This window comes from Telluria sp. ZB2R32, assembly GCF_059685715.1.
The window spans coordinates 90,275-116,714 of the sequence record NZ_JCASIG010000004.1 but is presented as its reverse complement, the minus strand read 5'-3'; the positions used below and the strand labels follow the sequence as shown (position 1 = coordinate 116,714).

Sequence of the window (26,440 nt, the reverse complement as noted above, 5' to 3'; positions counted from 1 at the left end):
CATTTCCTTGAAGTATTAATATTAGCCGTTTTAACGTCGTGCTTGACCCTCACGCAGCGTCAGGCGCCAGGATGGCTGCACGCATGAAAAGAAAGGGAACACGATGCTGTTGAAAATTGGAGAGTTGGCAAAACGCACCGGTTTGACGGTGCGCACGGCTCCATTACGACGCCATCGGACTCCTGTCTCCTTCGGCGCGTTCCGACGCCGGCTACCGGCTCTATCACGACGCTGACATCGCCCGGCTGCACCGCATGCTGGCGCTGCGCAGGTTCGGGATGGCGCTGGCCGACATCGGAACCTATCTATCCGGACCGGAACTGCCGCTGGCCGATCTGGTCGAGCGCCAGATCGCCATGCTGACGCAGCAGATCGCGCAGGCGGATGCCTTGCGCAATCGGCTGCTGCGCCTGCAAGGGCAGCTCGACAAAGGGCGGCAACCGGATCCGGCCGACTGGCTGACTACTCTGGAGCACATGACGATGTACGACAAATATTTTACGCAGCAAGAACTTCAGCAATTGCCGCTGTACACGGAAGCAGAACAAGTCGAAGTCGAGTGGCAGGCGCTGGTGACCGAGGTGCGTGCCTTGATGGATGCCGGCACCAGCCCGACCGACGCCAGGGCGCGCGCGCTGGCCAAACGCTGGATGGCTACCGTGGCGCGCGACACGAATGCCAATCCGGTCCTGTTCGCGAAGTTGAACACGATGCACGAACAGGAACCCGCCGTGCAGGAACGCACCGGCGTCAACTCACAGGTCATGGCTTTCATTCTGGCGGCGACGCAAGAGAACCAGTTGGCGGTCTACGAACGATATCTCGATGCCGATGAGATGGCGTTCGTGCGCGCCAATCTCGGCAAGCGCAATGCCGAATGGCCGCCGCTGCTGGCGCGCGTGCGCACAGCCATGGACGCGGGATGCGCGCCGGATTCGCTGGAGGCGCAGGCGCTGGCGCGCGACTGGTTCGACCTGTTCCGCTCCTACGCCGGCGACCATCCGGCGACCCAGCACAAAATCCGCCAGGCACTCGAGAACGAGCCGGAACTGAAGCAGCCGGGCATGGTGGACGAACGCATGATCGGCTTCATGCGGGCGGCCATGCAATCCCTGCAGCGCGCCTGAGTTAACCCCCGTAGCCGACGCCACGCGCCATCGCCGCGGCAAAGATCGGGATCAGCGCGAACACGTGGATCTCGATCAGCAGCAGCCGGCGCAGCTTGCCGATTTCGTCGGCCGGCGGCATGAAGGCGGCATCCGCCTGTAAAGCCTTTTGCCAGGCGGCGATGCGCAGGGTCGGCTTGATCGAGAGCAGGCCGACCACGGCAAAGGCGGCGATCTTGCCCCAGAAGGCGTGGTTGTGCAGGTAGAAATCCGGCCCCTTGGCGCCGTACCAGACGCGTACGAAACCGACGGCAAGAATCGCCAGCGCCAGCATGCCGTAGGCGGCATCGAAACGCCCCAGCAGTTTCACGGTGGGCGGCGACATGGCGGCCGGGCGCATCAGCGCCAGTTCGGCGGCCAGTACGGCGGCGAGGCCGAACACGATCAGGTGGTGGACGATGGCGAGGGCAAGGTCGGTCATGGCGGCTGCTGGACGGTGGAGGTGTGTTCACTGTAGCGCATGTCGAAGTTGTAGGGTGGGCTCTGCCCACGCGGTGATACGTGGCGGCGAGATCGTCGAGCACGATGACGGAGCCGTTGCGTATCACCGCGTGGACGAAGTCCACCCTACGAAAATCACAAACCCAAAAGCAAAAAGGCAGAGCCGCAGCTCTGCCTTTTCATCATCTCAAGCGTTCCTGTTTACTGTTTCAGCAGCGGCCCCAGGTACTTGCCCGTTACGCTGGCCGGATTTTCCGCCACTTCTTCCGGCGACCCGGTAGCGACAATCTTGCCGCCGCCGGCGCCGCCTTCCGGCCCCAGGTCGACGATCCAGTCCGCCGTCTTGATCACGTCGAGGTTGTGCTCGATGATCGCCAGCGTATTGCCCTGGTCGCGCAGGCGGTGGATGACTTTGAGCAGCAGGTCGATGTCGGCAAAGTGCAAGCCGGTAGTCGGCTCGTCCAGGATGTACAGGGTACGGCCCGTATCGCGCTTCGACAGTTCCAGCGACAGTTTCACACGCTGCGCCTCGCCGCCCGACAAGGTCGTCGCGCTCTGGCCCAGCTTGATGTAGCCGAGGCCGACGTCGAGCAGGGTCTGGAGTTTGCGCGCAATCACCGGTACCGGCTTGAAGAATTCGTGCGCGTCCTCGACCGTCATCTCCAGCACTTCGGTGATGCTCTTGCCCTTGTAGTGCACTTCCAGCGTTTCGCGGTTGTAGCGCTTGCCGTGGCAGACGTCGCACGGCACGTAGACGTCCGGCAGGAAGTGCATCTCGACCTTGATCACGCCATCGCCCTGGCACGCTTCGCAGCGTCCGCCCTTGACGTTGAACGAGAAGCGTCCGGCCGAATAACCGCGTTCCTTGGCCGTCGGCACCGTCGCGAACAAATCGCGGATCGGCGTGAACAGGCCGGTGTAGGTCGCCGGGTTCGAGCGCGGGGTGCGGCCGATCGGCGCCTGGTCGACCGAGATCACCTTGTCGAAGTGTTCCAGGCCGAAGATCGCGTCGTGCGGCGCCGGTTCCGTCTGCGAGCCGTACAGGTGGCGCGACAGGGCCGGATACAGCGTGTCGTTGATCAGCGTCGATTTACCCGAACCCGAAACCCCGGTAATGCAGGTCATCAGCCCGACCGGCAGGCGCAGCGTCTCGCCTTTCAGATTGTTGCCGGTGGCGTTGGTGATGACCAGCTGGCGTTCCGGGTTCGAGGGCGTTCTCTTCTTCGGCACCACGATCTTGCGGCGGCCGTCGAGGTACTGGGCGGTGACCGAGTGCTCGTTGGCCATGATCTCGTCGAGCGTGCCTTCGGCGATGATCTGGCCGCCGTGCACACCGGCGCCCGGACCCATGTCGACGATGTAGTCGGCGGTGCGGATCGCATCTTCGTCGTGCTCGACGACGAGCACGCTGTTGCCGATGTCGCGCAGGTGCTTCAGGGTCGCGATCAGGCGGTCGTTATCGCGCTGGTGCAGGCCGATCGACGGCTCGTCGAGCACGTACATCACGCCGGTCAGGCCCGAACCGATCTGCGACGCCAGGCGAATCCGCTGCGCTTCGCCGCCCGACAGGGTATCGGCGCTGCGGTCGAGCGACAGGTAATCGAGGCCGACGTTGTTCAGGAATTTCAGGCGCGCCGTGATTTCCTTGATGACGCGCTCGGCGATTTCCTTTTTGGCGCCGGTCAGTTCCAGCGTCTCGAAGAAGTCCAGCGTATCGCGCAGCGGCTTGTCCGACACCTCATAAATCGCGCGCTGCTGGGCGCCCTGGCCGATCTTCACGAAACGCGCTTCGGTGCGCAGGCGCGCACCGTCGCAGGCAGGACACTTCTTTTCGTTGATGAATTTCGCCAGCTCTTCCTTTACCGCCATCGAATCGGTTTCGCGGTAGCGCCGCTGCAGGTTGTTCACCACACCCTCGAAGGTATGCTCGCGAATCACGGTGCGGCCGCGCTCGTTCACATAGGTAAACGGGATCGACGATTTGCCGGAACCGAACAGGACCGCATCCTGCGCGCTTTTCGGCAGCTGCTCGAACGGTTTATCCAGGTCGAACTCGTAATGGTCCGCCAGGTTCGACAGCATCTGGAAATAGAACTGGTTGCGGCGATCCCAGCCTTTGACGGCGCCCGAGGCCAGCGACAGGTTCGGGAAGGCGACGATCCGCTTCGGATCGAAGAACTCGATGTGGCCGAGGCCATCGCATTCCGAGCAGGCGCCCATCGGGTTGTTGAACGAGAACAGGCGCGGCTCGAGTTCCTGCAGCGAATAGCCGCAGACGTTACAGGCGAACTTGTTCGAGAACACGGTCGACTGCTCGGTGTCCATCTCGTAGGCGACGGCGCGGCCATCGGCCAGGCGCAATGCCGTTTCAAAACTCTCGGCCACGCGCTGCTTGATCTCCGGATTCACCTTGATGCGGTCGATGACGACGTCGATCGAATGCTTTTCGGTTTTCTTCAGCTTCGGCAGTTCGTCGATCTCGTAGATCCTGGCTGGATTGACGCCGCTCTGGATGCGGAAACGCACAAAACCCTGGGCCTGCATGCCTGCGAACAGGTCGCTGTGCTCGCCCTTGCGGCCGGCCACGACCGGCGCCAGGATCATCAGCTTGGTGCCTTCCGGCATGGCCAGCACGGCGTCGACCATCTGCGACACGGTCTGGGCCGCCAGTGGCTCGTGCGGGTGCTGCGGGCAGTAGGGCGTGCCGACGCGCGCGTATAGCAGGCGCAGGTAATCGTGGATCTCGGTGACGGTGCCGACGGTCGAACGCGGGTTGTGCGAGGTCGCCTTCTGCTCGATGGAGATTGCCGGCGACAAGCCTTCGATCAGGTCGACGTCCGGCTTTTCCATCAATTGCAGGAACTGGCGCGCGTAGGCCGACAGCGATTCGACATAGCGGCGCTGGCCTTCGGCATACAGGGTGTCGAACGCGAGCGAAGATTTACCCGAACCCGACAGGCCCGTAATGACGATCAGCTTGTTACGCGGCAGATCGAGATTGATGTTTTTGAGATTGTGAGTGCGGGCACCACGAATACGAATTTCTTCCATTAATTTTGGCAGGCTTTCAATAAGTTTTGCGGGGCCGCGCACGATACTGTCGCGTTGGCGGGCCAATCGAGGGGGAATCTGCTAGTTTAGCGCGTTTTTGTTGCGGCTGTACATTCATCCAGTACTCGGGTGTACCAGCGATGGCAAGTTGCCATGCCAAGGTGACACGCGCGTGGAAGTCGACAATACCTCGGTCCGTCATAAGTGGGCCGTTTGCGGCGCGCTTCAATGGCAAACAGTTCAGAATCCGAAAATATTTTTGGTCGTGCCCGGCTGCCATGGACGACAACGATTCGGGTGTTTTTCGCCGTCCCAAAGGCTGACTGAGGCCAACAAAATCTTCTTTTGAAACCGGCGCCGCGGCCCCATAATATCGGGTTGAAGCACACAGTTCCTTGGCGCTTAGGCAGAGTGCAGAGCCAGGGCTTACATCATCCTGAAGGAGTAACACAATGGCATCAGTCAACAAGGTCATCATCGTCGGCAACCTCGGCCGCGATCCGGAAATCCGCTACATGCCGAGCGGCGACGCCATCGCGAACATCGCGGTCGCCACCTCGTTCAAGTCGAAGGACCGCAACACCGGCGAGCAGAAAGAGCTGACCGAATGGCACCGCATCTCGTTCTTCGGCCGCCTGGCCGAGATCGTCGGCCAGTACCTGAAAAAGGGTTCGTCGGTCTACGTCGAAGGCCGCCTGCAGACCCGCAAGTACACGGACAAGGACGGCATCGAGCGCTACGCAACCGACATCGTCGCTGAAAACATGCAGATGCTGGGCGGCCGCGCCGGCATGGGCGGCGACGCCGGCGGCATGGGCATGGACGATGGCGGCGGCTACGATGCGCCACCACAGCGCCAGGCACCGCGCCAGGCGCCTCCGGCCCCGGCAGCACGTCCACAGCCACAGCGTCCGGCGCCGAACTTCTCGGATATGGATGACGACATTCCGTTCTGAGTGACGGGCTGTCGCGTAATCAAAAAACCCGCAACGCAAGTCGCGGGTTTTTTTACGCCTATTTGTCGACCATCATCTCGAAGCCGCCATAAATCATGCGCTTGCCGTCGAATGGAATGTTCTCCGGCTTCATGAATTCGGTCATGCGCGGGTCGTTCATGACCTTGTCGTTGGCCTCGTCGCGTTTGGCGCGCGATTCATAGATGATCCAGGAAAAAATCACGACTTCGTCTTCCTTCAGTTGCACGCTCTGGGGAAACGAGGTCAGTTGCCCCGGCTTGACGTCGTCGGCGACGCATTCGCGAAATTCGATGGCGCCGTGGTCGCGCCAGATCGTGGCTGCCTGGCGCGCCATCTCCAGGTAGGCATCGAGCTTGTTCTTGGGAACCGGAATCACAAAACCATCGACGTAGGCCATGATGCTCTCCTTAAGGTTGAGTACAGGTGAGACCTCGATGAAGCGCTGAATATCCGTCCTGAGTTTGATACTAGTCCTTGCCCGGCGCCGGACTGGCCGGCGTTTCCGCCTCCACGATCGTGTACACCCCGCCCGCGGTGGCGCCGGCGTCGTGCTTGCGCGCACGCAGGTCGCGGTAGACGGCGGCGCGCATGATCAGCATCGACACCACCGGCGCCGTCATCAGCAGAAACGCGGCGATGATCACCTCGTGCACGACCAGGCGCGCTTGCGCCACCGTGAAGTAGACCATCGAGGCGATCAGGATGCAACCGGCGCCGAGCGTGATCGTGATCGCCGGGCCGTGGATGCGTTGATAAAAGGTACGCAGGCGCAGCAGGCCGAGGGCGCCGATCAGGATGATGGAAGCGCCGATGAACAACAGCAGCGCCACCACCAATGCGGCCCAGTCCGGGAGTTCGGCGATGCCCGTCATTCGATGATCTCCCCGCGCATCAGGAATTTCGCCATGGCGACCGTCGAGACGAAGCCGACCAGCGCGATCAGCACCGCCACCTCGAAATACACTTGCGTGCCGAAGCGGATGCCGAGCACCAGCGCCAGCAGCATGCCCGCCATCCACAGGGTGTCGAGGGCCAGCACGCGGTCGTGGGCCGAGGGGCCGATCAGCAGGCGCAGCGCGCACAGCAGCATCGCCACCAGTACGCAGACCAGCGCGTAGCCGATCGAGAGTTCAAGCAGGGTCGCCATGGGTGCTCCTGGGTTCAAAGATGTCGATCAGGGGGCGCTCGTAGCGCGTCTTGATGGTGTCGATCCACCATTGTTCGTCGTGCAGGTCGAACACGTGCAACGACAGTTCATACCTCTCGGGCAGGATCTCGACCCAGACCGTGCCCGGCGTCATGTTGATCAGGCAGGACAGCATGGCCAGGCCGTAGGGATCGCGCATCGTCAGCGGGATGCGGATGAATTCCGATTTGACGGCCGCGTGATTCGCGAACAGGATGATGCGGCAGACGTTGAAGCAGGAGCGGACGATCTCGACCGAGGCCATGCCCAGTAAACGCAGCAGCGTCAGCGGCGCATGCAGGCGCGGATAGCCGAACGGCTGCAAGCCGCGCAGCAGCAAGGGCAGCGCGATGCCGAGGATGGCGCCGAGCAGGATGCTGGCAAGGTCGAAGGCCTGGTTCAGCAGCAGCCACAGTGCGCACAGCGTCAAGGAGACCCAGGGATAAGGCAGCCAACGGGATAGCCAATGCGTCATGGCGCCACCCCCTGCGTGGCAGGACCCGGCACCGGCGGCTGCAGCAGCACCCGGCGCGCGTACTTGCCTGCATCGTGCAGGTCGGCGCTGGCGCGGCCCAGGTAATCGAACAGCGGGCGCGCCTGTACCGTCATCGCCAGCGACAGCAACAGCAGCGCCGTGATCGGCGCCACTTCCGACAGCTGCAGGCGCGGCGGCGTGACGATCTCGGCGGCCCAGAAGGTGCGCACGCCGAAGCGCAGCATCGAGATGATGGCGATCAGTCCGGAGACGATCACCAGCGCGATCAAGGTAAAACCGGTGGCGCCGATGGCGCCGCTGCCGGGTTCCGGGTTCAGCAGCGCGTGGAACATGCCGAACTTGGCGACGAAGCCGGACAGCGGCGGCAGGCCGGCGATCATCAGGGCGCAGGCGACGAATGCCAGCGAGAGGAAAGCCATGACCGCCGGCACGCCCTTGCCGCGCGGTTCCTCGGGGGTATCTTCGACCGCCCAGGCTTCCATCGTCAGCGCCAGCATCGCCGCGCCGGGGGTGCGGATGCGGTCGATCAGTTCGATCAGCAGCAGGAAGGCGGCTACCGCCAGCGTCGAGCCGATCAGGTAATAGAGGCCGGCCGTCACCAGCGAAGGCTGGCCATAGCCGATCACCGCCAGCAGGGTGCCGGACGAGACGATGGCGCTGTAGCCGGCCATGCGCCCGGCGGTGTCGGTCGAGAGCATGCCGGCGGCGCCGAAGACGATGGTCGCCATCCCGCCCCAGACCAGGGCGTCGTAGCCGAAGCCGGCGGCTAGCCCGGCCTGTTCTCCGAACAGCAGCAGCCACAGGCGCAGGATGACGTAGGCGCCGACCTTGGTCATCAGCACCAGCATCGCCGCCACCGGGGGAGAGGCGGCGGCATAGGTGGTGGGCAGCCAGAAGCCGAGCGGCCACATCGCGCCTTTTACAAGGAAGGCAAGCGCCAGCACGGCGACGCCGACTTTCAGCAGGCCTACCTGGTCGGCCGTCATGGCGGCGATGCGCACGGCGAGGTCGGCCATGTTGAGGGTGCCGGTGGTGGCGTAGATCAGCGCGGTGCCGATCAGGAACATCAGGGCGGCGGCCAGGTTGACCGCGATGTACTGCATGCTGGCGCGCAGGCGCTCGGCGTTATACCCGTGCAACACCAGGCCGTAGGAGGCGGCCAGCATTACTTCGAAGAACACGAACAGATTGAACAGGTCGTGGGTCAGGAAGGCGCCGTTGATCCCCATCAGCAGGAACTGGAACAGCGAGTGAAAATGCACGCCGATCCGGCTCCAGCGCTGCATCGCGAAGTGCAGGGAAGCGAGGGCCAGCACCGCGGTCAGCAGCAGCATCAGGGCGGATAAACGGTCGGCCACCAGGGCGATGCCGAAGGGCGCGGCCCAGTTGGCGGCCAGGTAGACGCCGATGCCGTCGGGCCAGGCGCCGCCGTCGGCATTCGCCATCAAGGCGCAAGCCGTACCCAGCAAGCCCAGCACCGAGGCATAGCTGAGCGCGAATTTAAAGCGGTGGCGGCCCTGGGTCAGCGGCACCAGCACCGCGCCGACCAAGAGCGGCAGCAGGATCGGCAACATGACAAGGTGTTCAGGCCTCATACCTCAGGCTCCTCGCCATCGACGTGGTCGGTGCCGGTCAGGCCGCGCGCGCCGATCATCACCACCAGGTACAGCGCCGTGGTGGCAAAGCCGATCACGATCGCGGTCAGCACCAGCGCCTGTGGCAACGGGTCGGCCAGCAGGCGCGGATCGGGGATGGTGCCGGCCGGGGTCAGCGGCGGCTCGTCGAGCCAGACGCGGCCCATGATGAAAATGAACAGGTTGACGGCATACGACATCAGCATCAGGCCGGTCAGCACCTGGAAACTGCGCGGGCGCAGCAGCAGCCAGATGCCGGCGCCGAACACGATGCCGATGGCGAGCGAAGACACGAGCTCCATCAGGCAATCTCCTTGGTTGGGGGCAGGGCGCTACGGCCGGCCCCGGGTGGGGCGCGGTGGCTGCGCAGCGACTGGTGCGCCAGCGCGACCAGGATCAGCATGGTGGTGCCGACCACCACCAGGAATACGCCCAGGTCGAACACGAAGGCGCTCGGCACGTGGATCTGCCCCAGCAGCGGCAGGTCGAGGTGGGCGGTATGGCTGGTGAGGAAGGGGTAGCCGAACAGCCAGGCACCGAGGCCGGTGACGCAGGCGGTGACCAGGCCCCAGGCGATCCAGCGGTGCGGGCGCAGGCGCAAATGCGATTCGACCCAGTCGGTGCCGGCCACCATGTACTGGACGATGATGGCGGTGGCGAAGATCAGTCCCGCCACAAAACCGCCGCCCGGCAGGTTATGGCCGCGCATGAAGAAGTAGACGGCGATGATGCCCATGAAAGGCAGCAGGAAGCGCAGGTAGACGGCCGGGATCATCAGGTAGCCGGTGCTGGCTTGTTGCGCAGGGCTCTGGCTCACGGCCGGGTCGACGTCGCTGGCCTGCTGCACCGGGATGGCGATGCTTTCCGGCGCCGGGCGGAAGCGGCGTAGCAGCGCATACACGGTCAGCGCGACGATCGACAGCACCGTGATCTCTCCCATCGTGTCGAAGCCGCGGAAGTCGACCAGCAGTACGTTCACCACGTTCGCGCCGCCGCCTTCGGGCAGGGCGTGCACGACGAAGAAATCGCTGATGGTGGCCGGCGCCTCGGTGGCGAGCAGGGCGTAGGTGGCGGCGGCCATGCCGAGGCCGCCGGCGACGGCGATGGTGCCGTCGCGCCCACGGCGCAGCCAGCTGCCGAGCGGGATGCGTGGGGCCAGGCCGGCGGGCGGGAAGCGCGGCGGCAGCCAGCGCAGGCCGAGCAGGATCAGCACGGTGGTGACGGTTTCGACCATCAGCTGGGTCAGCGCCAGGTCGGGCGCCGACATCCACAAGAAGGTCAGGCTCGTGACGACGCCGGTGCCGCCGGCCAGGATCAGGGCGACCAGGCGGTGGTATTTCGCCTGCTGCGCCGCGCCCAGCGCGCAGCCGGCGCCGATCACCCACAGCAGCGCGAACAGCGGATCGAGGTCGGTCACGCGCAGCGGCGGCATGGCCGGCAGCGGGTCGACCACCAGCAGCGGCACGGCGACCATCGCCGCGACCAGCACCAGCAGCTGCAATTGCAGGCGCCGGGTGCCGCCCCAGCGCAGCAGCCAGACGGCGCTCTGGGTCAGCGCCAGCATCACGTTTTCGTAGGCCTGGGCGCCGTTCAGGCGGTGCAGCACCGGCACCCGCTCGCGTTCGGCCAGGTCGGCATAGCGCCGCAAGACGACGTAGAACAGCAAGCCGCCGGCCAGCGCGGCAATGCTCATCATCAGCGGCAGATTGAAGCCGTGCCAGATGCCGAGGTCGTATTCGGGCAGGGCCGCGCCTAGCACCGACTGCGCCGCCACACCCAGCACCTCGCCGACGGCGCGCTCGGGCATCACGCCCACGGCGATGCACAGCACCACCAGGCATTCGACCGGGAAGCGCATCCAGCGCGGCGGCTCGTGCGGCTGCTGCGGCAAATCGGTGGCCGCCGGGCCGAAGAAGACGCTGATGAAGCGCAGCGAATAGGCCACGCTGAACACGCCCATGGCGACCGCCGCATACGACATCGACCAGTCTTCGGTGCCGCCGACCTGCATGGTCTCGGCGAAGAACATCTCTTTCGACAGGAAACCGTTCAGCAGCGGGACGCCGGCCATGGCGGCGCTGGCGACGATCGCCAGTGCAGCGGTAAATGGCATCGCCTTGCCCAGGCCGCGCAACAGGCGCATGTCGCGCGTGCCGGTCTCGTGGTCGATGATGCCGACCGCCATGAACAGCGAGGCCTTGAACACCGCATGGTTCATCGTGTGGAACACCGCCGCCACCACCGACAAGGGAGAACCGATGCTGAGCAGGGTGACGATCAGGCCGAGGTGGCTGATGGTTGAATAGGCCAGCAAGCCCTTCATGTCGTTCTGAAAGATGGCGTAGAAGGAGCCGATCAGCAGGGTGCAGACGCCGGCGGTGCCGAGGATCCAGGTCCATTCGTCGGTGCCGGACAAGGCCGGCCACAAGCGGATCAGCAGGAAGACGCCGGCCTTGACCATCGTCGCCGAGTGCAGAAAGGCCGATACCGGGGTCGGCGCCGCCATCGCGTGCGGAAGCCAGAAGTGGAAGGGGAATTGCGCGCTCTTGGTCAGCGCCCCCAGCGCGATCAGGACCAGGGTCGGCAGGTACCAGGCGTGGGCGCGCACTCGTCCGCCGGCCTCGAGCACGGCGTCGAGGTCGTAGCTGCCGACGATATGGCCCAGCATCAGCACGCCGGCCAGCAGGCACAGGCCGCCGACGGTGGTTACCGTAAACGCCATGCGCGCGCCGCGGCGGGCGTCGTTGCGGTGCTGCCAGTAGCCGATCAGGAGGAACGAAGTGACGCTGGTGAGTTCCCAGAAGATCACCAGCTGGATCAGGTTGCCGGACAGGACCACGCCCAGCATCGAACCCATAAAGGCCAGCATGTAGGCGAAGAAGCGCGCCACCGGGTCGCGCCGCGACATGTAGTAGCGCGCATACAGCAGCACCAGCAAGCCGATGCCGAGCACCATCACGGTGAACACCCAGGCCAGGCCATCCATGCGCAGGGCGAGGTTCAGGCCGAAGTCGGGCAGCCAGTCGTGGCGTTCGCGCAGGACCTCGCCGTTGCCGACCGTGTTGAAGGCGCTGATCGCCAGCGCCAGTGCGGCCAGGGTGGCGGCGCCGGCCACCGCCGCCGGGCGGTTGCGCGAGCCGGTCGGCATGCAGGCGGCGACCAGGGCGCCGAGGAAGGGGAGGAGGACAATCAGGGACAGTGGCGGCGACAGCATTGGCATCATCCCGGTCGTGGCGGGGAAGCCCCGACTGCATCGTCATCATCATCGGCCGCGCGCACCACCATCGTGTCGCAGGCCAGGCCGCGCAGCAGGCGTTCGGCCGTGCTGCCCATCAGTACCCGCAGCACGCCGGGCTGTTCGTGCAGTCCGATCACGGCCAGTTCGATCGCGTGTTCCTGCACATGGCGCGCCAGCAGCGAATCGAGGCTGCCGGCGGCGATCACGACCTCGAGCCGGGCACGCGCGCCAGGAGGCAGGCGGCAGCCATCGAGAAAGCGCGCGCATTCATCGCGTGCGGGCGCGGCGCCCGTCTGGCCGGCCAGCGCTTCCGTCCCGCCCTGCCGGGCGTGGAACAGCGTAATGGCGCAGTCGGGGAAAAGTGAAAAGGCGGTTTCCAGCGCGAGGCGCGAGGCGGCGGAAAAATCGGTCGGCACCAGGATGCGCCGGTAAGGCGTACGGGCGCGCTGGCGCACCACCAATAAAGGTTGCGTCAGCGTGCGCGCCAGGCGTTCGACGGTCGAGCCAAGCAGCAGGTGGCCCAGCGTTTCGGCGCGCGCGCTGCCGCTGACGACCAGGGTGCTGCGCAGGCGTGCGGCGGCGGCCGGGATGGCGTCGGCCACGGGACCGTCGGCCAGGTGCAGGCTGGGGTTGATGCCATTGCCCTCGAAATCGCGCAGCAGCGCGCGCTGCGCCGCCGCTTCGGCGCCGTGCTGCTCGCGGTCGCCATCGAGCCAGCCGATGACTTCGGCCGGTACGTCCGGTCCTTCGTGCACGGTCAATATGGCCAGCTCGGCCTGCCATTCGGCGGCCAGCAGCCGGGCGCGCTCGAGCGCGCGGTCGCAATGCGCGCTCAGGTCGGTTGCGAGCAGCAATTTTCGTGGCTCTGCCGCATCAATGCTGTGGTTCACGCGTGCCTCCACCAGGTTCAGGACTCAAACCCGGTCTACTTTAACGGGTTTGTGGCAAAGACTGCAACGCATTAGCCGGGCAAAACTGTCCATTAAGCTGGTTTTAAGGCAGGGGCCGGCATTACGAGGCACTGCAACAGTCCGTGAACTGATGTCAGTAGTTAAGACAAATCTCGCCGAGAATGAATGATCGGACCCGTAAGGTGGGCGGCTGCACCCTGGCGCGTGATTGCCCGTTGCCTGAACGCCCCCCACGCGTTCAACCACATTTTGAAACGTCGCGACAAATCACCGGCTGGTTGAACGCGTGGGCGGCGCAAACGCTTCTGGGCCGTAACTGAAACGGTGGAGCCGCCCACCCTACGATCCTGAATCAGCCCAGCGCCGCCTCGATCGCCGCCACCAGCGCCGGATCGTCCGGCTTTACGTCCGGCGCGAAACGGGCGAGCACTTGCCCGTCGCGGCCGACCAGGAATTTTTCGAAGTTCCACATCACGTCCGACGGGTTCTTCGGGCTCAGGCCGTGCTGGGCCAGCTTGTCGCCGAACGTGCTGCCTTCGGCCTGGCGCGCCTGCGGCTGGGCGGCGATCAGTTCGCGGTACAGGGGATGGCGCGCCTCGCGGTTGACTTCCACCTTTTCGAACATCGGGAAGCGCACGCCGTAGTTGCGCTGGCAAAAATCGGCGATCTCCGCTTCGCTGCCAGGTTCCTGGGCGCCAAAATCGTTGCAGGGAAAACCGAGCACCACCAGGCCGCGTGCTTCATACTGCTCGAACAGTTTTTCCAGGCCGGCGTATTGCGGCGTCAAGCCGCATTGCGAGGCGACGTTGACGATCAACATGACCTTGCCCTGGTACTCGCCCAACGTGGCGTCCTGGCCTTCGAGGCGGTGCAGCGGGATGTCGAAGAGTGTGCTCATGGGGTCTGTCCTCCTGGTTGCGTAAATGGATATCCTACCGCGCCGCGCGCGAGCATGCTGGCGGGGACCAAAAACTGCCGTCACGCGGCCGTGCTTGACGGCGCCGTTCCCGCCCCTTATAAGCCATGCTGTGAAAAGACGAGCCGCCCCATGACGCAGGAACCGAACAACGCCAATGCCGAACGCGCGCGCCGCCAGGCGCGGCTGCTCGACGGCTTGCGCGAGTTCGTCGCGCGCGAACGCGAGGCGGCGCAGGAAAAACTGGTCGAGGTCTGGCGCCAGCCCTTGCCCGACCGTCTGGCCAAGGGCCTGTGCCAGCGCTTCCTGCGCATCGAGGCCGGTCCCGAGAAGGGCACGGCCTGGGCCTGGACGGGCGGCGGCGAATCGCGCTTTCGCGAGGGAGACCTGGTCTGCCTGCACGACGGCTCGCCCTTGAACCTGATGCTGGCGCGCGGCGCCGTTTTCGAGGCGGAAGAAGAGGGGCGCTGGCTGCTACGCATCAACCAGGCGGCGCGGGTGGTCAAGGAGGCCGCCGATCTGCCCTGCTATGCCGACCCCGACGATTTCGACCTCACCAAGTTTTACAAGGAAGCGCTCGACGACATCGGCCAGGCAAATCCTCCCTCGCGCGCGCACCGCTGCCTGATGCCGCTGCTGGAAGGCCACATCAGTAACGATTTCGACCCGCGCGATTTCGAAGAGGCCGAAGCGATCGCCCTCGACAAGGGCCTGAACGCGGCCCAGGCCGAGGCGGTCGGTAAAATCGTCGCCGCCGAGCAGGTCGCCTGCATCCAGGGGCCGCCCGGTACGGGTAAAACGCGGGTGCTGGCCCTGGCCGTGCGCCTGCTGGTCGAGCGCGGCGAGCGGGTGCTGGTCACCTCGCACACCCACATGGCGATCAACAATGCGCTCAACAAGATCGCGCAGGAAGTCGCGGGCCAGGGCGTGCGCGTGGCCAAGATCGGGCGCCTGACCCAGGTCGACGGCTTGCTCCCCGGCGTGACGCTGGCCGCCAGCTTCGCCGAATGGCATGGACGGCCGCTGGAAGGCGGCTACGTGGTCGGCGCCACGCCCTTCGCCACCTGCGGCAAGGGGTTGGAAAACTGCGAGTTCGATACCGTGCTGTTCGACGAAGCGAGCCAGGTGACGCTGCCGCTGGCCCTGATGGCGATGCGGCGCGGCGCCCGCTTCGTCTTCATCGGCGACCAGAAGCAGCTGCCGCCGGTGCTGCTGGCGCGCTCGGTGCTGGACGAACTGCCCGGCTCGATCTTCGCCAAGCTGACTTTTCATAATGTCGACAGCGTGATGCTGACCGATACCTACCGCCTGAACGCTGAACTGGCGGCCTGGCCGAGCCGCTCGTTTTACGGCAAGCGCCTGCTTGCGGCCGGTCCCAACCGCGAGCGCAGATTGTTCCTGCAGCCGCGCGAGGATGGCGACCCCTACGACGCCGCCCTGCGCGACGCGGCCAGCCTGGTCTTCATTCCGACCCTGGACGACAGCGCGCGCAGCCGCAACCATGAGGATGCGCAGCTGGTGGCGGGCCTGTGCGGCGCGGCGCTGGAGGGCGGCCTGGCGCCGCACGAGATCGGCATCGTCACGCCGTTTCGCGCGCATGGGCGCACGGTGAGGAATGCCCTGGCGGACCGGTTCGGCTGGCACACGGCGCGCGCCATCGTCGCCGATACGGTCGAGCGGATGCAGGGCCAGGAGCGCGAACTGGTCATCCTGACGCTGGCCGCCGGCGACCTGCGCTTCCTGGCGGCGATCGCCGACTTCTTCTTCCAGCCCGAGCGTCTGAATGTGTCGGTGACGCGGGCGATGACCAAGCTGGTGATCATCGGGCCCGAGCTACCGCCGCAGTTCGGGGCCAACGACGCGCGCACCGCGCACAACCTGCGCCTGTACCGCAGCCTGCTGGCGGCGGCGCGCCGCATCGAGTTCTGACGGTGGCCCTCTTCATTCCCGAATGGACGCGCGCGAGCGGCCGCCAGCTGCAGCAGCGGCGCGTGCTGAATGGTCTGGACGACGCTTACATCGTCCGCAAGCCCCTGCGCGACGAGGCCGCGGCGCCGGACCTGTTCATCGAACACGCCGACCGCGGCTGGCTGGCGCTGGCCGTGGTCGACACGCCTTTCGACGGACTCGATGCCAATCAACTGTTCGCCAGCGAAACGCGCGCCGCCTTCGACGCCCAGTTGCGGGCATGGCGCGCCGCGCTGCCAGACGCGCTGCCGCTGCTGCTGGTGCTGTGGAGTTGCACCGACGCGCAAGCCACCGCATTCGCAGGCCAGCTCGACGTCGCCAACCTGCACCTGCTGGCGCGCGAACGCTTTGCCGAAGGCGCGGCGCGGCTGGCGGCATTGCAGCGGCCCCTTGCCGCTGACGAGGAAGAGGCGCTGCGCACGCGCTTCTTTCCCGAGTCCGGCATTCCGCTGCCGACCGCGGCGCGCAAGCGTTTCAGGCGCAGCAATGGCGCCAGCCTGGCGCTGTTCCTCGATCCGCAGCAGGAATGGGCCAGCAAGCTCGATCTGGAACTGCCCGACGAGCAGGCCCAGGTCGCCACCGACCTCAGCGTGCGCCTGGTGAACGGCGTCGCCGGCAGCGGCAAGACCTTGATTGCCTTGAGCCGCGCCTTGCTGCTGGCCGAGATGCACCCGCGCGAGCGTGTGCTGGTCCTGATCCACAACACGCCGATCGTGGCCGACATCCGCGAACGCCTGCACCGCGCGCACGGCCGCGTGCCGGCCAATCTCGAGATCACGACCTATTCCGCCTGGATCCACCGCCAGTGGCGCCGCCTGTTCCATGCGCCGCTGGCGATGCCGCCTGACCCGGCATACCTGCCACAGCTGGTTGCTCGCCTGCGCGGGGGCTGGCCGGACCTGAAACTGGGGGAACGCCAACTGATCGAGGAATTCGATTTCCTCAACGAGATGCTGGTCACGAGCGAAGCCGAATACATGGACACCAGCCGCGCCGGCCGCGGTTTTTCGCTGCGCGCCAAAGAGCGCCACGACACCTGGAACCTGTTCGAGGCGGTCACCACGGCGCTGCACGCCGACGGCTTGCGCATGTGGAGCGCGGTCGCCTATGAGGTCTGCCGCGCACCCGCGCACGGCGCCCTGGAGCGCTACGAACACATCCTGGTCGACGAAGCGCAGTTCTTTGCGCCTTCCTGGTTCCATACGGTGAAACTGGCACTGCGCCCGCAGGGACGCCTGTTCCTGTGCGCCGACCCGAACCAGGGTTTCATGAAGAGCCGCCTCAGCTGGCGCAACGCCGGGCTCGACGTGGCCGGGCGCACCAAAAAACTGCTGCGTTCATACCGCACCACGCAGGCGATCCTGCACAGCGCCGGCACCTTGTTGGCGCGCGCCGTGCAGGCCGATCCCGAGCATTACCTGGAACCGGATTTTACCGATATGGAGGAGGGCGCCGCGCCGATCCTGCTGCGCGTCGATACGCCGCAGGATGCGGTCGACCGCGCCATCAACGAGATCGTGGCGCTGGTCGAACGGCATGGCTTGCCGCTGTCGAGCTTCCTCGTCATCTACGGCAGCGACACGCCTAAACTGCTGCTGTACCAGCGACTATGCGCCGCGCTCGGCGCCAACCGCGTCTGGTGGCTGAACAAGGATAAAAAGCAGCCGCCCGCCGGCTACGGTCCCGACTACCTGCGCCTGGCGAACCTGGAAACGGCGACCGGCCTCGAAGGCGGCGCCGTGTTCCTGCTGGGGATGGAAAGCCTGCTGACGGCAGGCGAAGGTGTGGAGGGTGGCGCGCGCGAAGCCGATGCCCGCAAGCTGTACATGGCGATGACCCGCGCCAGCCACCGCCTGGTGATGCTCAGCACCGACGACGTGCCGGCCGACGTGCTGCCGCTGTTCCGGGCGCCGCCGTGACTACCGGCCGGCCGCGGCGTTGTCGAGCTCCGTGAGCTGTTTTAAACGGCGCGCGGTGAGCTGGGCGCGCCAGCCGGAACCGGGCACCTGCGGGTGGCGGATCGACCCATACAATTCCATCGCATCGCGGTAGGCCAGCCAGGCACGCTGCGCCTTTTCGACGCCGCTCTTGCGGATCGTGCCGAGATACGAGCTGCTGGCCGGACGGTTCAGCATGAACTGGCGGTAGATCGCGTTCATCTTCTGTTCCAGGCTGTCGAACTCGGCTTCGGTGAAGCGCGGCGCCTTGCCCGCCTCGGCCGCGAGCACGTCGTCGGCGAACTGGTCGAGTTCGGCCGCCTGGACGTCGAGCTGCAGCGTGCGCGTGGCGCTGCTGCCGGCATCGGTTTCGTAATCGACCCGGTGCTGGGCAAAGTAATGGGCGGCCTTGGTCGCCATCTCCAGGCCCAGCTGTTCCTTGGCATGCCAGCCTTGCGCCAGCGCCGCCAGCTGGTTGCTGCGCGATTTGTCGCGCTGGCGTTCGCGCACCGCCGCGCAGCGGCTGCGCATGTCGGTGCTGGCATCGTCGCAGACGTCGATCGCCGCGCGGTCGTCGCCGCTGGCGCGGCGCCGGACGTGCTCGACCCGACTGCGCATCTCGTCGACCGGACTCTGGATGCTGCAGGCATGCTTTAACGCCAGGTCGAACTGCGGAACGCCGCTGGCGCCGTTCGCATACAGCATCATCAGCACGCCATGCGCCTCCGTGCGCACGGCGCAGGCGTGCACGCGCTGCCAGTCGGCTTTATTCGCTTCCGGATGATTCAGGGTGTCGTAGTACAGGGCGGAGGCGTCGCAGCGTGTGCCTGCGCTGACCCTGGTATCAACCATCTGCCGCGGTTGTTCGTGTTTGACGCGCAGGCATTGGCGGTACCAGTCGCTACTGCGCAGCACTTCCGGCGGCGAACCATACACGTTCGGATAAGGCGCAGCCTGGGCAGCGATGCCGAGCAAGCTCGTAAGTAAAAACGGCCAAATCGCACGGGGCATTGCGTTCTCCTCAAAAGTTTCCTGTTGGAATCTTTAACGCTACCGTGGGCGGATGCCGCCAGTGGTGAGGTGGCGCAATTGTATTTCGCCGGGTGGCAGTCGAATTGCGTCGTGCCGCTCTCTCGCAACAAGAAAATTTACACTCCGTAACGGCTTTAACGCGATTTCCATGCATGTCCGCAAATAGCTCGTACACCTCTATCAACTACTTGTTAGTTCGACTGTGAACACCACGCAACGGGCATAAATTTTTTCCGTACGGAAAACAAAAACGCGTTTCGTTTGCGTAGAATTGCCACCCATCACTTCTTGACGCCAACCAACATACGGTTGGCGTTTGTACTTTACCCCCCTGTTAGCAGCCAGTTACGAACGGCAGAGCAGTCGCAAAGACGCCAACGTTCCGACGCTGTTCCGAAGAGTGGAGCCTCTCGGACAGCACTGAAGCTCAGGCTTACATTTCTCGGTTTAGAAATAATGCACACCTCTGTTACCGCTGTCCCCGCCCCGATCCTGTCGTCGCGCAGCTCGGTTCTCGCCCAGGCACAACAATATGCGCTGCCCATCATGTTCGCCCTGTTCGGCGTGATCATGGGCTCGTGGGCCGGCCGCATCCCGGCCCTGGCCGAGCGCGTGCACGTGTTGCACTCGGCCCTGTCGATGGTGCTGCTGTGCGGCGGCGTCGGCGCGCTGCTGTCGTTCCCGATTTCGTCGTTCCTGATGGGCCGTTTCGGTGCTCGTAAATCGCTGTTGATCTCCGGCCTGGCCCTGCTGGGCGTGCTGGTGTCGATCGGCATGGCGCCGACCGTGTCGCGCCTGATGATGGCCGTGCTGATGCTCGGCATCACCGCCAGCACCTACGACGTGGCCATGAACGCCGCCGCTTCGAAGCGCGAAAAGCAGACCGGCAAATCGGAAATGTCGATGCTGCACGGCCTGGCTTGCGCCGGCGGCCTGGTCGGCGCCACCCTGGGCAGCCTGATGGGCAGCCTGAAAATCGCCCCTGCCACCCACTTCGTGATGGTCGCCATTCCGCTGGCCCTGGCCCTGTACGGCGCCTACAGCATGCTCGACGCCGATGACGCGGTCGAGAAGGTCGAAAAGAAGAAGTTCGCACTGCCGCGCGGTCCGATGGCACTGCTGGGCCTGCTGGGTTTCCTCGGTTCGATGTCGGAAGGCAGCATCGCCGACTGGAGCGGCGTGTTCTTGAAAGAACACTTCGGCGCGACCGACGGCCTGGCGCCGTTGGCCCTGACCTGCTTCTCGGCGATGATGCTCATGTCGCGCCTGGTCGGCGACAAACTGAAAGCACGCTTCGGCGCCCAGCGCCTGGTCACCACCGGCGCGCTGGTGTCGAGCGCCGGCCTGTTCTTCGCCGTGCTGTCGCCGAACGCCTATGTCGCACTGGCCGGCTTCGCGGTCGCCGGTCTCGGCCTGTCGCTGCTGTTCCCGTTCGTGTTCAGCGCCGCCGGCGCCCAGGGCCCGGTCGCCCTGGCCGGTGTCGCCAGCATGGCCTACAGCGGCACCCTGATGGGCCCGCCGGTGATCGGCGCCATCGCCCACCACGTCGGCATGCAAATGGCGATCGGTTATGTGGGCGGCCTGTCGCTGTTGATCGCCTTCGTTGCCAGCCGTACCCGTTTGCTGAAGTAATCCCTGCGTAATCCCGTTGTTTCCGACGCCGGCGCTTGCCGGCGTCGTTCATTTCACCGTACCGGTCACATGGCCGGCACGCTCTCCTTCAGCCACTGCCGTGGCGACACGCCAACCAATGCCGTGAACGCCCGCGTGAATGCCGGCGCACTGGTGTAGCCGGCCTGGCTGCTGACCACCTTCACCGGCATTCCCTTCCTTAATAAATTCTGTGCGATGCCGATGCGCCAGCGCGTCAGGTATTCGCCGGGCGGCATGCCAACCACGTTCCTGAAATGCTCCGTAAAGCGCGCGCGCGACATGCAGGCTTCGCGCGCCAGCGTCTCCAGCTGCCAGGGTTCATGCGGGCGCGCGTGGATCGCTCCCAGTGCCGGCGCCAGCTGGCGGTCGGCCAGGCCGGCCAGTAAACCGATCGACAGGGTGCCGGTTTCGAATTCGTGGCGCAGCACCTGGATCATCAGCACGTCGCACAGGCGGTCGAGGATGACGTCGCGCCCCTGCTCCTTGCCGGCCGCTTCGGCAAACAGCAGCTCCAGCGTGTGCCCGAGCGCCGGCATGCCGGCCAGCGGCAGGTACAGGCAGGCGGGCAGGGCGCGCGCCAGCGGGTTATCCCCGCCATCCTCGAAGCAGATGTGGGCGCACAGCAGGGTAGCGCTGGCGCCGTCGGGCACCTCCAGTACATGGGCCGTGCCGCGCGGATAAAACACCATCGCCGGCTGGTCGATCCGCAGCGGCGGCGCACCCTCGTGGCGGAACACGACCGGGCCCTTGCGCACCAGGTGCAGCTGCCCGGCCGATTTATTCTCGGCAAAAGTATTCGACTCGCAAAACACCCCATTGAAAAAGACACGGGCACGAAACGAGTAGCGGCCGACCAGCGACGAGATCTTGTCCATAAGCTCCATGTGTGAGGATAGGCAGCCTATTCTGGACGATCTGCTATTTTTTAGGAAGCGAATTGACGAAATTGTTGAGAGTCGTTGCCAAACCGATCATTCCACTGCTCGAGTTGACGAATCCCGGCCCATGGCCGGTCTACGCGTTTGGCCACAGCCGGCGGTGCAACGCGGCGACCTGTTCCGGCGGCAGGCGCGGCACGCGTGCGGCCGTCAACAGGCCGTTCTGTTCGTGCTCGACGTCGGTCAGCTGGGTGTAGCACAGCCCGGCAAGGAAGGGCAGCGAGGCGAGACCCTCCATCAGGCGGCAATAGCGCTGCGCCAGTTCGTCCTCGTCCTGCACGTTGCCGTAATGGTCATATAAACGGTCGCGCCGCCGCTCGGGCCGGTCGGGCGCCATCAGGTAGCCGCCGACTTCCGAAAACACGATCGGCTGGCCGCGGTACTGGGTCCCTTCCAGGAACAGGTTGCGGCCCTTGACCCAGGTGGCCGGCGGCGGCAGGCCGGTCTGCAGGGTGCCGGCATAGCGTTCCAGCAGCTTCTCGACCGGGTGCGAGTAATCGTGGATGGTGCAGACGTCGGTGACGTCCGTGTGCTGCCAGCCGTCGTTGTCGATGACGGGACGGGTCGCATCGACCAGGCGCGTGCGCGCCACCATCCGTTCGAGGAAATCGTGCTGGTGCGGGTGGCGCACCAGTTCCGGAAAGCCGAAGCTTTCCACCACCGGCACCCAGGCCACGATCGCCGGGTGGTTCGCGTCGCGCATCACGGCGCGCAGCCACTCGATCTCGAGCCGTTCTTCCGATTCCTCGGACCAGGAGCGCGCGTTCGGCATTTCTTCCCACACCATCAGGCCGAGCCGGTCGCACCAGTACAGCCAGCGCTCGTGTTCGATCTTCTGGTGCTTGCGCACGCCGTTGAAGCCGAAACGCTTGGCCCAGGCGACGTCGTCGCGCAAGGCTTCGTCGTTCGGCGCGGCCAGCAGCGTGTCGGGCCAGTAGCCCTGGTCGAGCGCCATCAGCAGGAACATGCGCTCGCCGTTCAGGTGGAACCAGCCGTCCTTGAGTTCGATCGAGCGCAGGCCGGCATACGATTCGACGCTGTCGACCATCTGCCCGCGGTGCAGCAGGCGCACCCGCAATTTGTACAGGTGCGGGTCATGCGGCGACCACGGGCGCGGATCGGGCACCTGCACCTGCAGGCGCAGCACGGCGCCGCGGCTTTCGCTGCGCGCCTGGACGCAGATCGTCTCCGAATCGAGGCCGTCGAGCACGTCGAGTTCGGCTTCCCAGTCGCGCGACGGGCCGTGCAGGTGCACGTTCAGCGCCAGGGTGCCGTCGGGCTTCGCTTCGAGGATGCGCAGGTAGTCGATGCGCAGGGCGGCGACCGGTTCGAGCCAGACGTTCTGCCAGATCCCGCTGGTGCAGTAGTAATAGATGCGCACCGGCGTGCCGGACGACGACTGCTTGCCGCGCGGCTGGTACGGGTCCTGGCGGTCTTCCACGCGCACCGTGATGCGGTTGGTACCCGGTTTTAAATATGGCGCGATGTCGAACGAGAAGGGCACGTGGCCGCCGCGGTTGCGGCCCGCCACGCGGCCATTGACCCAGACGTCGGCGCGGTAGTCGACGGCGCCGAAGTGCAGCAGCAGGGCGCCGCTGTTCCAGTCCGGAGGAATGTCGACGCTGCGGCTGTACCACATGATTTCGTGGATCTCGCGGCTGCCGATGCCGGACGTCGTGGATTGATAGGGGAAGGGGACCAGGATCCGCTGGGGCAGTTCGCGGCCGTCGAACCAGCGCTCGGACAAGCCGGCGTTGGCATCGTCGAAGGCGAACTCCCACCAGCCGTCGAGGCTGGCCCACTGCGGACGTACCATCTGCGGACGCGGATGGGGCGTGCTGGGGGTGTCAAGATTGCGCATGATGTGGGTGAAACGTGGTGGTGGCGGGGACTGCTGTTGGTGTGCGCTTTGAAGAAAAGTCTACGCCCGAAGTGCCGGAAAATCGCGCGATGTCGCCGGCGTGCGACAAGTATTTTTAGAGGGGGGCATCGGGTTTTTGTGGGGCTGTTGCCTGTCGCGTTATCGGTATGGTTGATCCGCGTGGGCGGAGCCCACCCTACGAGGTTGTGAAAAAATCGCCATGGCTGCGTTGCCTCGTCTCGCCGTACCCTCGTACTGTCTTCGACTCGGCGCCGGGCGGCCGTATCCCTTGCCCTGACAATTTTTTCACAACCTCTACGGTCACCGTTCGTGGCAAAGCTCCCGCAACCCCCTCATCGATAACGTGTCCGTAAGATGGGCACTCGTGCCCATGCGGATCAACCATACTAATAACGCGACAAGCAACAGCTCCACCTACGGCTGCACATCAACATCAAAAATACGGCCACAACCCCGCCCGGCGCTGCCGGTTCGGATCTGTCCCCGCCAGCAGCGCCCGCGCATGCTGCAGCACCGCCGCGGAACGCTGCGCATCCGGGTCCCAGATGCAGCGGTGCTTGTCGCGGTCGAGCGGCGCCCAGCGTGCGATGTCGGCGCGGCTGAAAATGACCACGCTTTTCAGGCGCAGGCCAGCGGCGACGTGCGACACGCCGGTGTCGTTGCAGAGCAGCAGGCGCGCATTTTTCATCAGCGCCGCCAGCGCGCCGATCGAGATCGGCGCGGCCGCATTCACCGCGCGTGCCTGCATGTGGCTTGCCGTTTCGCCCACCAGCTCGGCGTCGTCGGCGGTCCCGGTGAGCACGACGCCGACGCCGAATTCGGCGGCCAGGCGGTCGGCCACTTCGGCGAAGCGCTGCGGCGGCCAGCGCCGGTCACGCTTCTTTGCGCCCGGATGGACGCAGATGTAATTGCCGGGGACGAGGCCGGCGGCGATGCCGCTCGCCTCGAGCTCTTGCCGGTCTTCCGGCGCCAGCGGGAATTCGAGGTAATCGCCGGCGGCGCTGGCGCCCAGCCGTTCGACCAGGCGCAGCAGGCGGTCGGGCTCGGCCCCGACTTCCGGATACGGGAACAGCACCGTGCGCTCGGTGCTGACCGCCTTGCCGGCGCAGTAGCCGGCCATCGCCCGGGCGCCGAAGCCGGCCACGATCTCGTTGGTAACCACGCCATTGCCGTGCAACTGCAGCGCCAGCGTGAAGCCGCGCGTGCACAGGCCGGCATAGAAGGGCGTCAGCTCGTCGTGGCGCGTCTCCTGTTCGGGCAGCAGCGGATGGCCGGGAAAGGGTACGAAGTCGTCGATGTAGTGATGAAAACGGCGCGCGAACTGGCGCGCCCAGGGCAGGCCGACGAGCGTGATGCGGGCTTTGGGCAGCGAAGCGCGCAGCGCGCGCAGGGCCGGCACGGCGCACAGCATGTCGCCCAGGTGCAGCGCGCGGAACACGACGACGGAGTCGACCTCGAGTCGGTGCAGGAGCGGACGCCGGGACACGGTTTCCTCCTTGGGATGCGGTCGCAAGTTGGTGGTCATGGCGAAAAGCGCGGTTCAATGCCGCAGCAGGCGGTCGAGAACATTGCGGGTGATGCGCTCGACCGTGCGGTCGCGGCCGTCGGCCAGTACCTGCGCCCAGTCGCTGGTCCCGGCGGCGAAGACGGTGCCGCCGCGTTCGAACAGGCCGAGCGCCGCCGCGTGCACGCCTTCGCCGGCCGCATGGCGGGCACGCGCCGGCAGCTCCTGCCAGCGGCAATCGAGCGGACAGGCGGCCAGCAGCTGGTAGCCGTCGGGCGTGCCGTCTTCATCCGCCCAGGCCGACAGCAGCGCGCGTCCACCCGTGCGTTCGAAGCTGTCGAGCGGCACGCCGTCGCAGGCATAGCCGGCCAGCGGCGGCCAGGTATCGGCGCCAAAAGCGGCGCCGCGGCGTAAACCCGTGCCGGCGAACACCCAATGCTCCGGCTGTTGGACGATGAAGCCCCCGGTCTGGCGCGGGCCGTCGCGCCAGCTGCCGCCGTGGCGGTGGCTGACGCCGCCGAGACGGTCTTCGGGCTGCCCGGCGCCGTGCATCGGCCACCAGCGGTCATGGGCATATGCGGCGCGTGCGCCACCCTGGTGGCAGACCAGGAAGCGGCCGTCGACCAGGTGCACGCGCCACCAGCACAGCCGGGCGGCAAACCAGGCCGCATTTCCGCCGGCGGCAATGAAATCTTCGACCGCGGCGCGCGCCGGCGCCGTCCAGTATTCATCGTTCCCGGCCGCCACCAGCAGCCGGTAGCGCAGCGCCAGGCCGGGATCGGCGTCGATGTCGAGGTCGGTGCAGAATTCCGGGGTATAGCCCTGGCGCGCCAGCCAGCGAATGAAGCGCGCATCCCAGTGGGCGAAGCTGTGGCGTCGGGTGGCGGTGTCGTAATGGTCGGGCGCGCCCCAGGCCGGGCCGCCGATGCCGCCGCCGGGCCGCTGCAGGGACACGCGCGAACCGGGCGGGTCGTTCGAGGCCGGCGGATTGCGCTGGAAGCAGCCGCCGCCACTGAGGTTGTAGGCGTGCCAGGTCGAGAGCGGCAGTTTATACAGCATGCCGCCATGGCGCCGGCCGCGCACCACGAACAGGGCGGCGGACGAAGCAAGCGCGAGCGACAGCGGGCGCTTGCCTTCGGCTTCTTCGAAATGGGCGATGTAGACGCCGGAACGCCAGTGGGACGGCACGGGAAATTCGTAGGGCGGCCAGTCCCAGTCGTCGCCGGCGCCGCGTTCGCGCGCACGTTCGCCGGCTTGCCAGGACGAGCTGTGCATGGCCTCGAAGCCATCGTGCCAGCGATAGAAGTGCACGCGAAAGCGCGCGCTGTCGGTGGCCACGCGCAGCACCAGGCGTTCGCCGGGCAGCACGCTGGCGCGGCCGGGATAGGCGCGGATCATGCTGCCTCCGCGGCAGGCGGACGCATGTACCGCATGAGCTGGCGGCGCTCCGTGACGGGTATCAACTCCATCGTCTCCTCCTGATCTGGCGCAGCAATACGTCCATCTTTGA

Annotated in this window: 20 protein-coding genes and 1 pseudogene; 5 read left to right on the top strand and 16 right to left on the bottom strand. The window is 65.8% G+C overall.

The features are described 5' to 3' along the window. Positions 1 to 103 precede the first annotated feature (103 nt). Positions 104 to 1,127, top strand: a pseudogene (locus AC56LG_RS12975) (MerR family transcriptional regulator). 1 nt (position 1,128) lies between these two features. Here AC56LG_RS12975 and AC56LG_RS12970 read toward each other — a convergent pair. Both AC56LG_RS12970 and uvrA read right to left on the bottom strand, forming a co-directional pair. Further along, a complete protein-coding gene (locus AC56LG_RS12970) occupies positions 1,129 to 1,587 on the bottom strand; it encodes a DUF2214 family protein (protein ID WP_497166499.1) in 459 nt (152 codons plus the stop codon). A 221-nt stretch (positions 1,588 to 1,808) separates the two neighbouring features. Beyond that, complete coding sequence (gene uvrA / locus AC56LG_RS12965; protein WP_497166498.1) at positions 1,809 to 4,658, bottom strand: excinuclease ABC subunit UvrA; 2,850 nt, start codon at positions 4,656 to 4,658, stop codon at positions 1,809 to 1,811. 452 nt (positions 4,659 to 5,110) lie between these two features. On the opposite strand from uvrA, the gene ssb reads away from it, so the two are divergent. Beyond that, entirely contained in the window at positions 5,111 to 5,614 is a 504-nt protein-coding gene (gene ssb / locus AC56LG_RS12960; RefSeq protein ID WP_497166497.1) for a single-stranded DNA-binding protein, read from the top strand. A 58-nt stretch (positions 5,615 to 5,672) separates the two neighbouring features. Here the strand turns inward: ssb and AC56LG_RS12955 are convergent, their stop codons facing one another. The 9 genes from AC56LG_RS12955 to AC56LG_RS12915 all read right to left on the bottom strand — a co-directional run bounded on the left by AC56LG_RS12955 (position 5,673) and on the right by AC56LG_RS12915 (position 13,998). Then, positions 5,673 to 6,032 (bottom strand): DUF1428 domain-containing protein, encoded by a 360-nt coding sequence (locus tag AC56LG_RS12955; RefSeq protein WP_497166496.1) that lies wholly within the window; start codon positions 6,030 to 6,032, stop codon positions 5,673 to 5,675. Between the two features lie 70 nt (positions 6,033 to 6,102). Then, positions 6,103 to 6,507, bottom strand: a complete 405-nt coding sequence (gene mnhG / locus AC56LG_RS12950; protein WP_497166495.1) for a monovalent cation/H(+) antiporter subunit G — start codon at positions 6,505 to 6,507, stop codon at positions 6,103 to 6,105. Then, complete coding sequence (locus AC56LG_RS12945; protein ID WP_497166494.1) at positions 6,504 to 6,782, bottom strand: K+/H+ antiporter subunit F; 279 nt, start codon at positions 6,780 to 6,782, stop codon at positions 6,504 to 6,506. Before AC56LG_RS12945 ends, mnhG begins: the two co-directional genes overlap by 4 nt. Beyond that, positions 6,766 to 7,296: a Na+/H+ antiporter subunit E gene (locus AC56LG_RS12940; RefSeq protein WP_497166493.1), complete on the bottom strand. Its 531-nt coding sequence runs from the start codon at positions 7,294 to 7,296 to the stop codon at positions 6,766 to 6,768. The genes AC56LG_RS12945 and AC56LG_RS12940 overlap by 17 nt, the downstream gene beginning before the upstream one ends. Further along, positions 7,293 to 8,912, bottom strand: a complete 1,620-nt coding sequence (locus tag AC56LG_RS12935; protein ID WP_497166492.1) for a monovalent cation/H+ antiporter subunit D — start codon at positions 8,910 to 8,912, stop codon at positions 7,293 to 7,295. The genes AC56LG_RS12940 and AC56LG_RS12935 overlap by 4 nt, the downstream gene beginning before the upstream one ends. Continuing rightward, positions 8,909 to 9,253 (bottom strand): Na+/H+ antiporter subunit C, encoded by a 345-nt coding sequence (locus AC56LG_RS12930; protein ID WP_497166491.1) that lies wholly within the window; start codon positions 9,251 to 9,253, stop codon positions 8,909 to 8,911. Before AC56LG_RS12930 ends, AC56LG_RS12935 begins: the two co-directional genes overlap by 4 nt. After that, entirely contained in the window at positions 9,253 to 12,165 is a 2,913-nt protein-coding gene (locus tag AC56LG_RS12925; RefSeq protein WP_497166490.1) for a monovalent cation/H+ antiporter subunit A, read from the bottom strand. Before AC56LG_RS12925 ends, AC56LG_RS12930 begins: the two co-directional genes overlap by 1 nt. Before the next feature lie 5 nt (positions 12,166 to 12,170). Next, on the bottom strand, positions 12,171 to 13,079 hold the full coding sequence (locus AC56LG_RS12920; RefSeq protein WP_497166489.1) for a universal stress protein: 909 nt from the start codon (positions 13,077 to 13,079) through the stop codon (positions 12,171 to 12,173). Between the two features lie 373 nt (positions 13,080 to 13,452). Then, positions 13,453 to 13,998, bottom strand: coding sequence for a glutathione peroxidase (locus AC56LG_RS12915; protein ID WP_497166488.1), 546 nt, complete (start codon positions 13,996 to 13,998; stop codon positions 13,453 to 13,455). Between the two features lie 150 nt (positions 13,999 to 14,148). On the opposite strand from AC56LG_RS12915, the gene AC56LG_RS12910 reads away from it, so the two are divergent. Continuing rightward, positions 14,149 to 15,945 (top strand): DEAD/DEAH box helicase, encoded by a 1,797-nt coding sequence (locus AC56LG_RS12910; RefSeq protein ID WP_497166487.1) that lies wholly within the window; start codon positions 14,149 to 14,151, stop codon positions 15,943 to 15,945. 2 nt (positions 15,946 to 15,947) lie between these two features. Further along, entirely contained in the window at positions 15,948 to 17,903 is a 1,956-nt protein-coding gene (locus AC56LG_RS12905; RefSeq protein ID WP_497166486.1) for a DEAD/DEAH box helicase, read from the top strand. Here the strand turns inward: AC56LG_RS12905 and AC56LG_RS12900 are convergent, their stop codons facing one another. Continuing rightward, the gene (locus tag AC56LG_RS12900; protein ID WP_497166485.1) at positions 17,904 to 18,932 is read right to left on the bottom strand and encodes a lysozyme inhibitor LprI family protein; all 1,029 of its coding nucleotides are present in this window, start codon (positions 18,930 to 18,932) and stop codon (positions 17,904 to 17,906) included. A gap of 477 nt (positions 18,933 to 19,409) precedes the next feature. On the opposite strand from AC56LG_RS12900, the gene AC56LG_RS12895 reads away from it, so the two are divergent. Beyond that, positions 19,410 to 20,585, top strand: coding sequence for an MFS transporter (locus tag AC56LG_RS12895; protein WP_497166484.1), 1,176 nt, complete (start codon positions 19,410 to 19,412; stop codon positions 20,583 to 20,585). Positions 20,586 to 20,650: 65 nt separating this feature from the next. On the opposite strand, the gene AC56LG_RS12890 is transcribed toward AC56LG_RS12895, so the two are convergent. The 4 genes from AC56LG_RS12890 to AC56LG_RS12875 form a co-directional block, all read right to left on the bottom strand. Continuing rightward, positions 20,651 to 21,481 (bottom strand): cupin domain-containing protein, encoded by an 831-nt coding sequence (locus AC56LG_RS12890; RefSeq protein ID WP_497166483.1) that lies wholly within the window; start codon positions 21,479 to 21,481, stop codon positions 20,651 to 20,653. A gap of 139 nt (positions 21,482 to 21,620) precedes the next feature. Next, entirely contained in the window at positions 21,621 to 23,405 is a 1,785-nt protein-coding gene (locus AC56LG_RS12885; RefSeq protein ID WP_497166482.1) for a glycoside hydrolase family 2 protein, read from the bottom strand. 454 nt (positions 23,406 to 23,859) lie between these two features. Further along, entirely contained in the window at positions 23,860 to 24,912 is a 1,053-nt protein-coding gene (locus AC56LG_RS12880; RefSeq protein ID WP_497166481.1) for a glycosyltransferase family 9 protein, read from the bottom strand. Positions 24,913 to 24,966: 54 nt separating this feature from the next. Further along, positions 24,967 to 26,328 (bottom strand): N,N-dimethylformamidase beta subunit family domain-containing protein, encoded by a 1,362-nt coding sequence (locus tag AC56LG_RS12875; RefSeq protein ID WP_497166480.1) that lies wholly within the window; start codon positions 26,326 to 26,328, stop codon positions 24,967 to 24,969. Between the last annotated feature and the right edge of the window lie 112 nt (positions 26,329 to 26,440).

Excerpts from the sequence above, each read along its gene's own strand:
- AC56LG_RS12970 (WP_497166499.1), bottom strand. The coding sequence starts at position 1,587 with ATGACCGACCTTGCCCTCGCCATCGTCCACCACCTGATCGTGTTCGGC.
- uvrA (WP_497166498.1), bottom strand. The coding sequence starts at position 4,658 with ATGGAAGAAATTCGTATTCGTGGTGCCCGCACTCACAATCTCAAAAAC.
- ssb (WP_497166497.1), top strand. The coding sequence starts at position 5,111 with ATGGCATCAGTCAACAAGGTCATCATCGTCGGCAACCTCGGCCGCGAT.
- AC56LG_RS12955 (WP_497166496.1), bottom strand. The coding sequence starts at position 6,032 with ATGGCCTACGTCGATGGTTTTGTGATTCCGGTTCCCAAGAACAAGCTC.
- mnhG (WP_497166495.1), bottom strand. The coding sequence starts at position 6,507 with ATGACGGGCATCGCCGAACTCCCGGACTGGGCCGCATTGGTGGTGGCG.
- AC56LG_RS12945 (WP_497166494.1), bottom strand. The coding sequence starts at position 6,782 with ATGGCGACCCTGCTTGAACTCTCGATCGGCTACGCGCTGGTCTGCGTA.
- AC56LG_RS12940 (WP_497166493.1), bottom strand. The coding sequence starts at position 7,296 with ATGACGCATTGGCTATCCCGTTGGCTGCCTTATCCCTGGGTCTCCTTG.
- AC56LG_RS12935 (WP_497166492.1), bottom strand. The coding sequence starts at position 8,912 with ATGAGGCCTGAACACCTTGTCATGTTGCCGATCCTGCTGCCGCTCTTG.
- AC56LG_RS12930 (WP_497166491.1), bottom strand. The coding sequence starts at position 9,253 with ATGGAGCTCGTGTCTTCGCTCGCCATCGGCATCGTGTTCGGCGCCGGC.
- AC56LG_RS12925 (WP_497166490.1), bottom strand. The coding sequence starts at position 12,165 with ATGCTGTCGCCGCCACTGTCCCTGATTGTCCTCCTCCCCTTCCTCGGC.
- AC56LG_RS12915 (WP_497166488.1), bottom strand. The coding sequence starts at position 13,998 with ATGAGCACACTCTTCGACATCCCGCTGCACCGCCTCGAAGGCCAGGAC.
- AC56LG_RS12910 (WP_497166487.1), top strand. The coding sequence starts at position 14,149 with ATGACGCAGGAACCGAACAACGCCAATGCCGAACGCGCGCGCCGCCAG.
- AC56LG_RS12900 (WP_497166485.1), bottom strand. The coding sequence starts at position 18,932 with ATGCCCCGTGCGATTTGGCCGTTTTTACTTACGAGCTTGCTCGGCATC.
- AC56LG_RS12895 (WP_497166484.1), top strand. The coding sequence starts at position 19,410 with ATGCACACCTCTGTTACCGCTGTCCCCGCCCCGATCCTGTCGTCGCGC.
- AC56LG_RS12890 (WP_497166483.1), bottom strand. The coding sequence starts at position 21,481 with ATGGACAAGATCTCGTCGCTGGTCGGCCGCTACTCGTTTCGTGCCCGT.
- AC56LG_RS12885 (WP_497166482.1), bottom strand. The coding sequence starts at position 23,405 with ATGCGCAATCTTGACACCCCCAGCACGCCCCATCCGCGTCCGCAGATG.
- AC56LG_RS12875 (WP_497166480.1), bottom strand. The coding sequence starts at position 26,328 with ATGATCCGCGCCTATCCCGGCCGCGCCAGCGTGCTGCCCGGCGAACGC.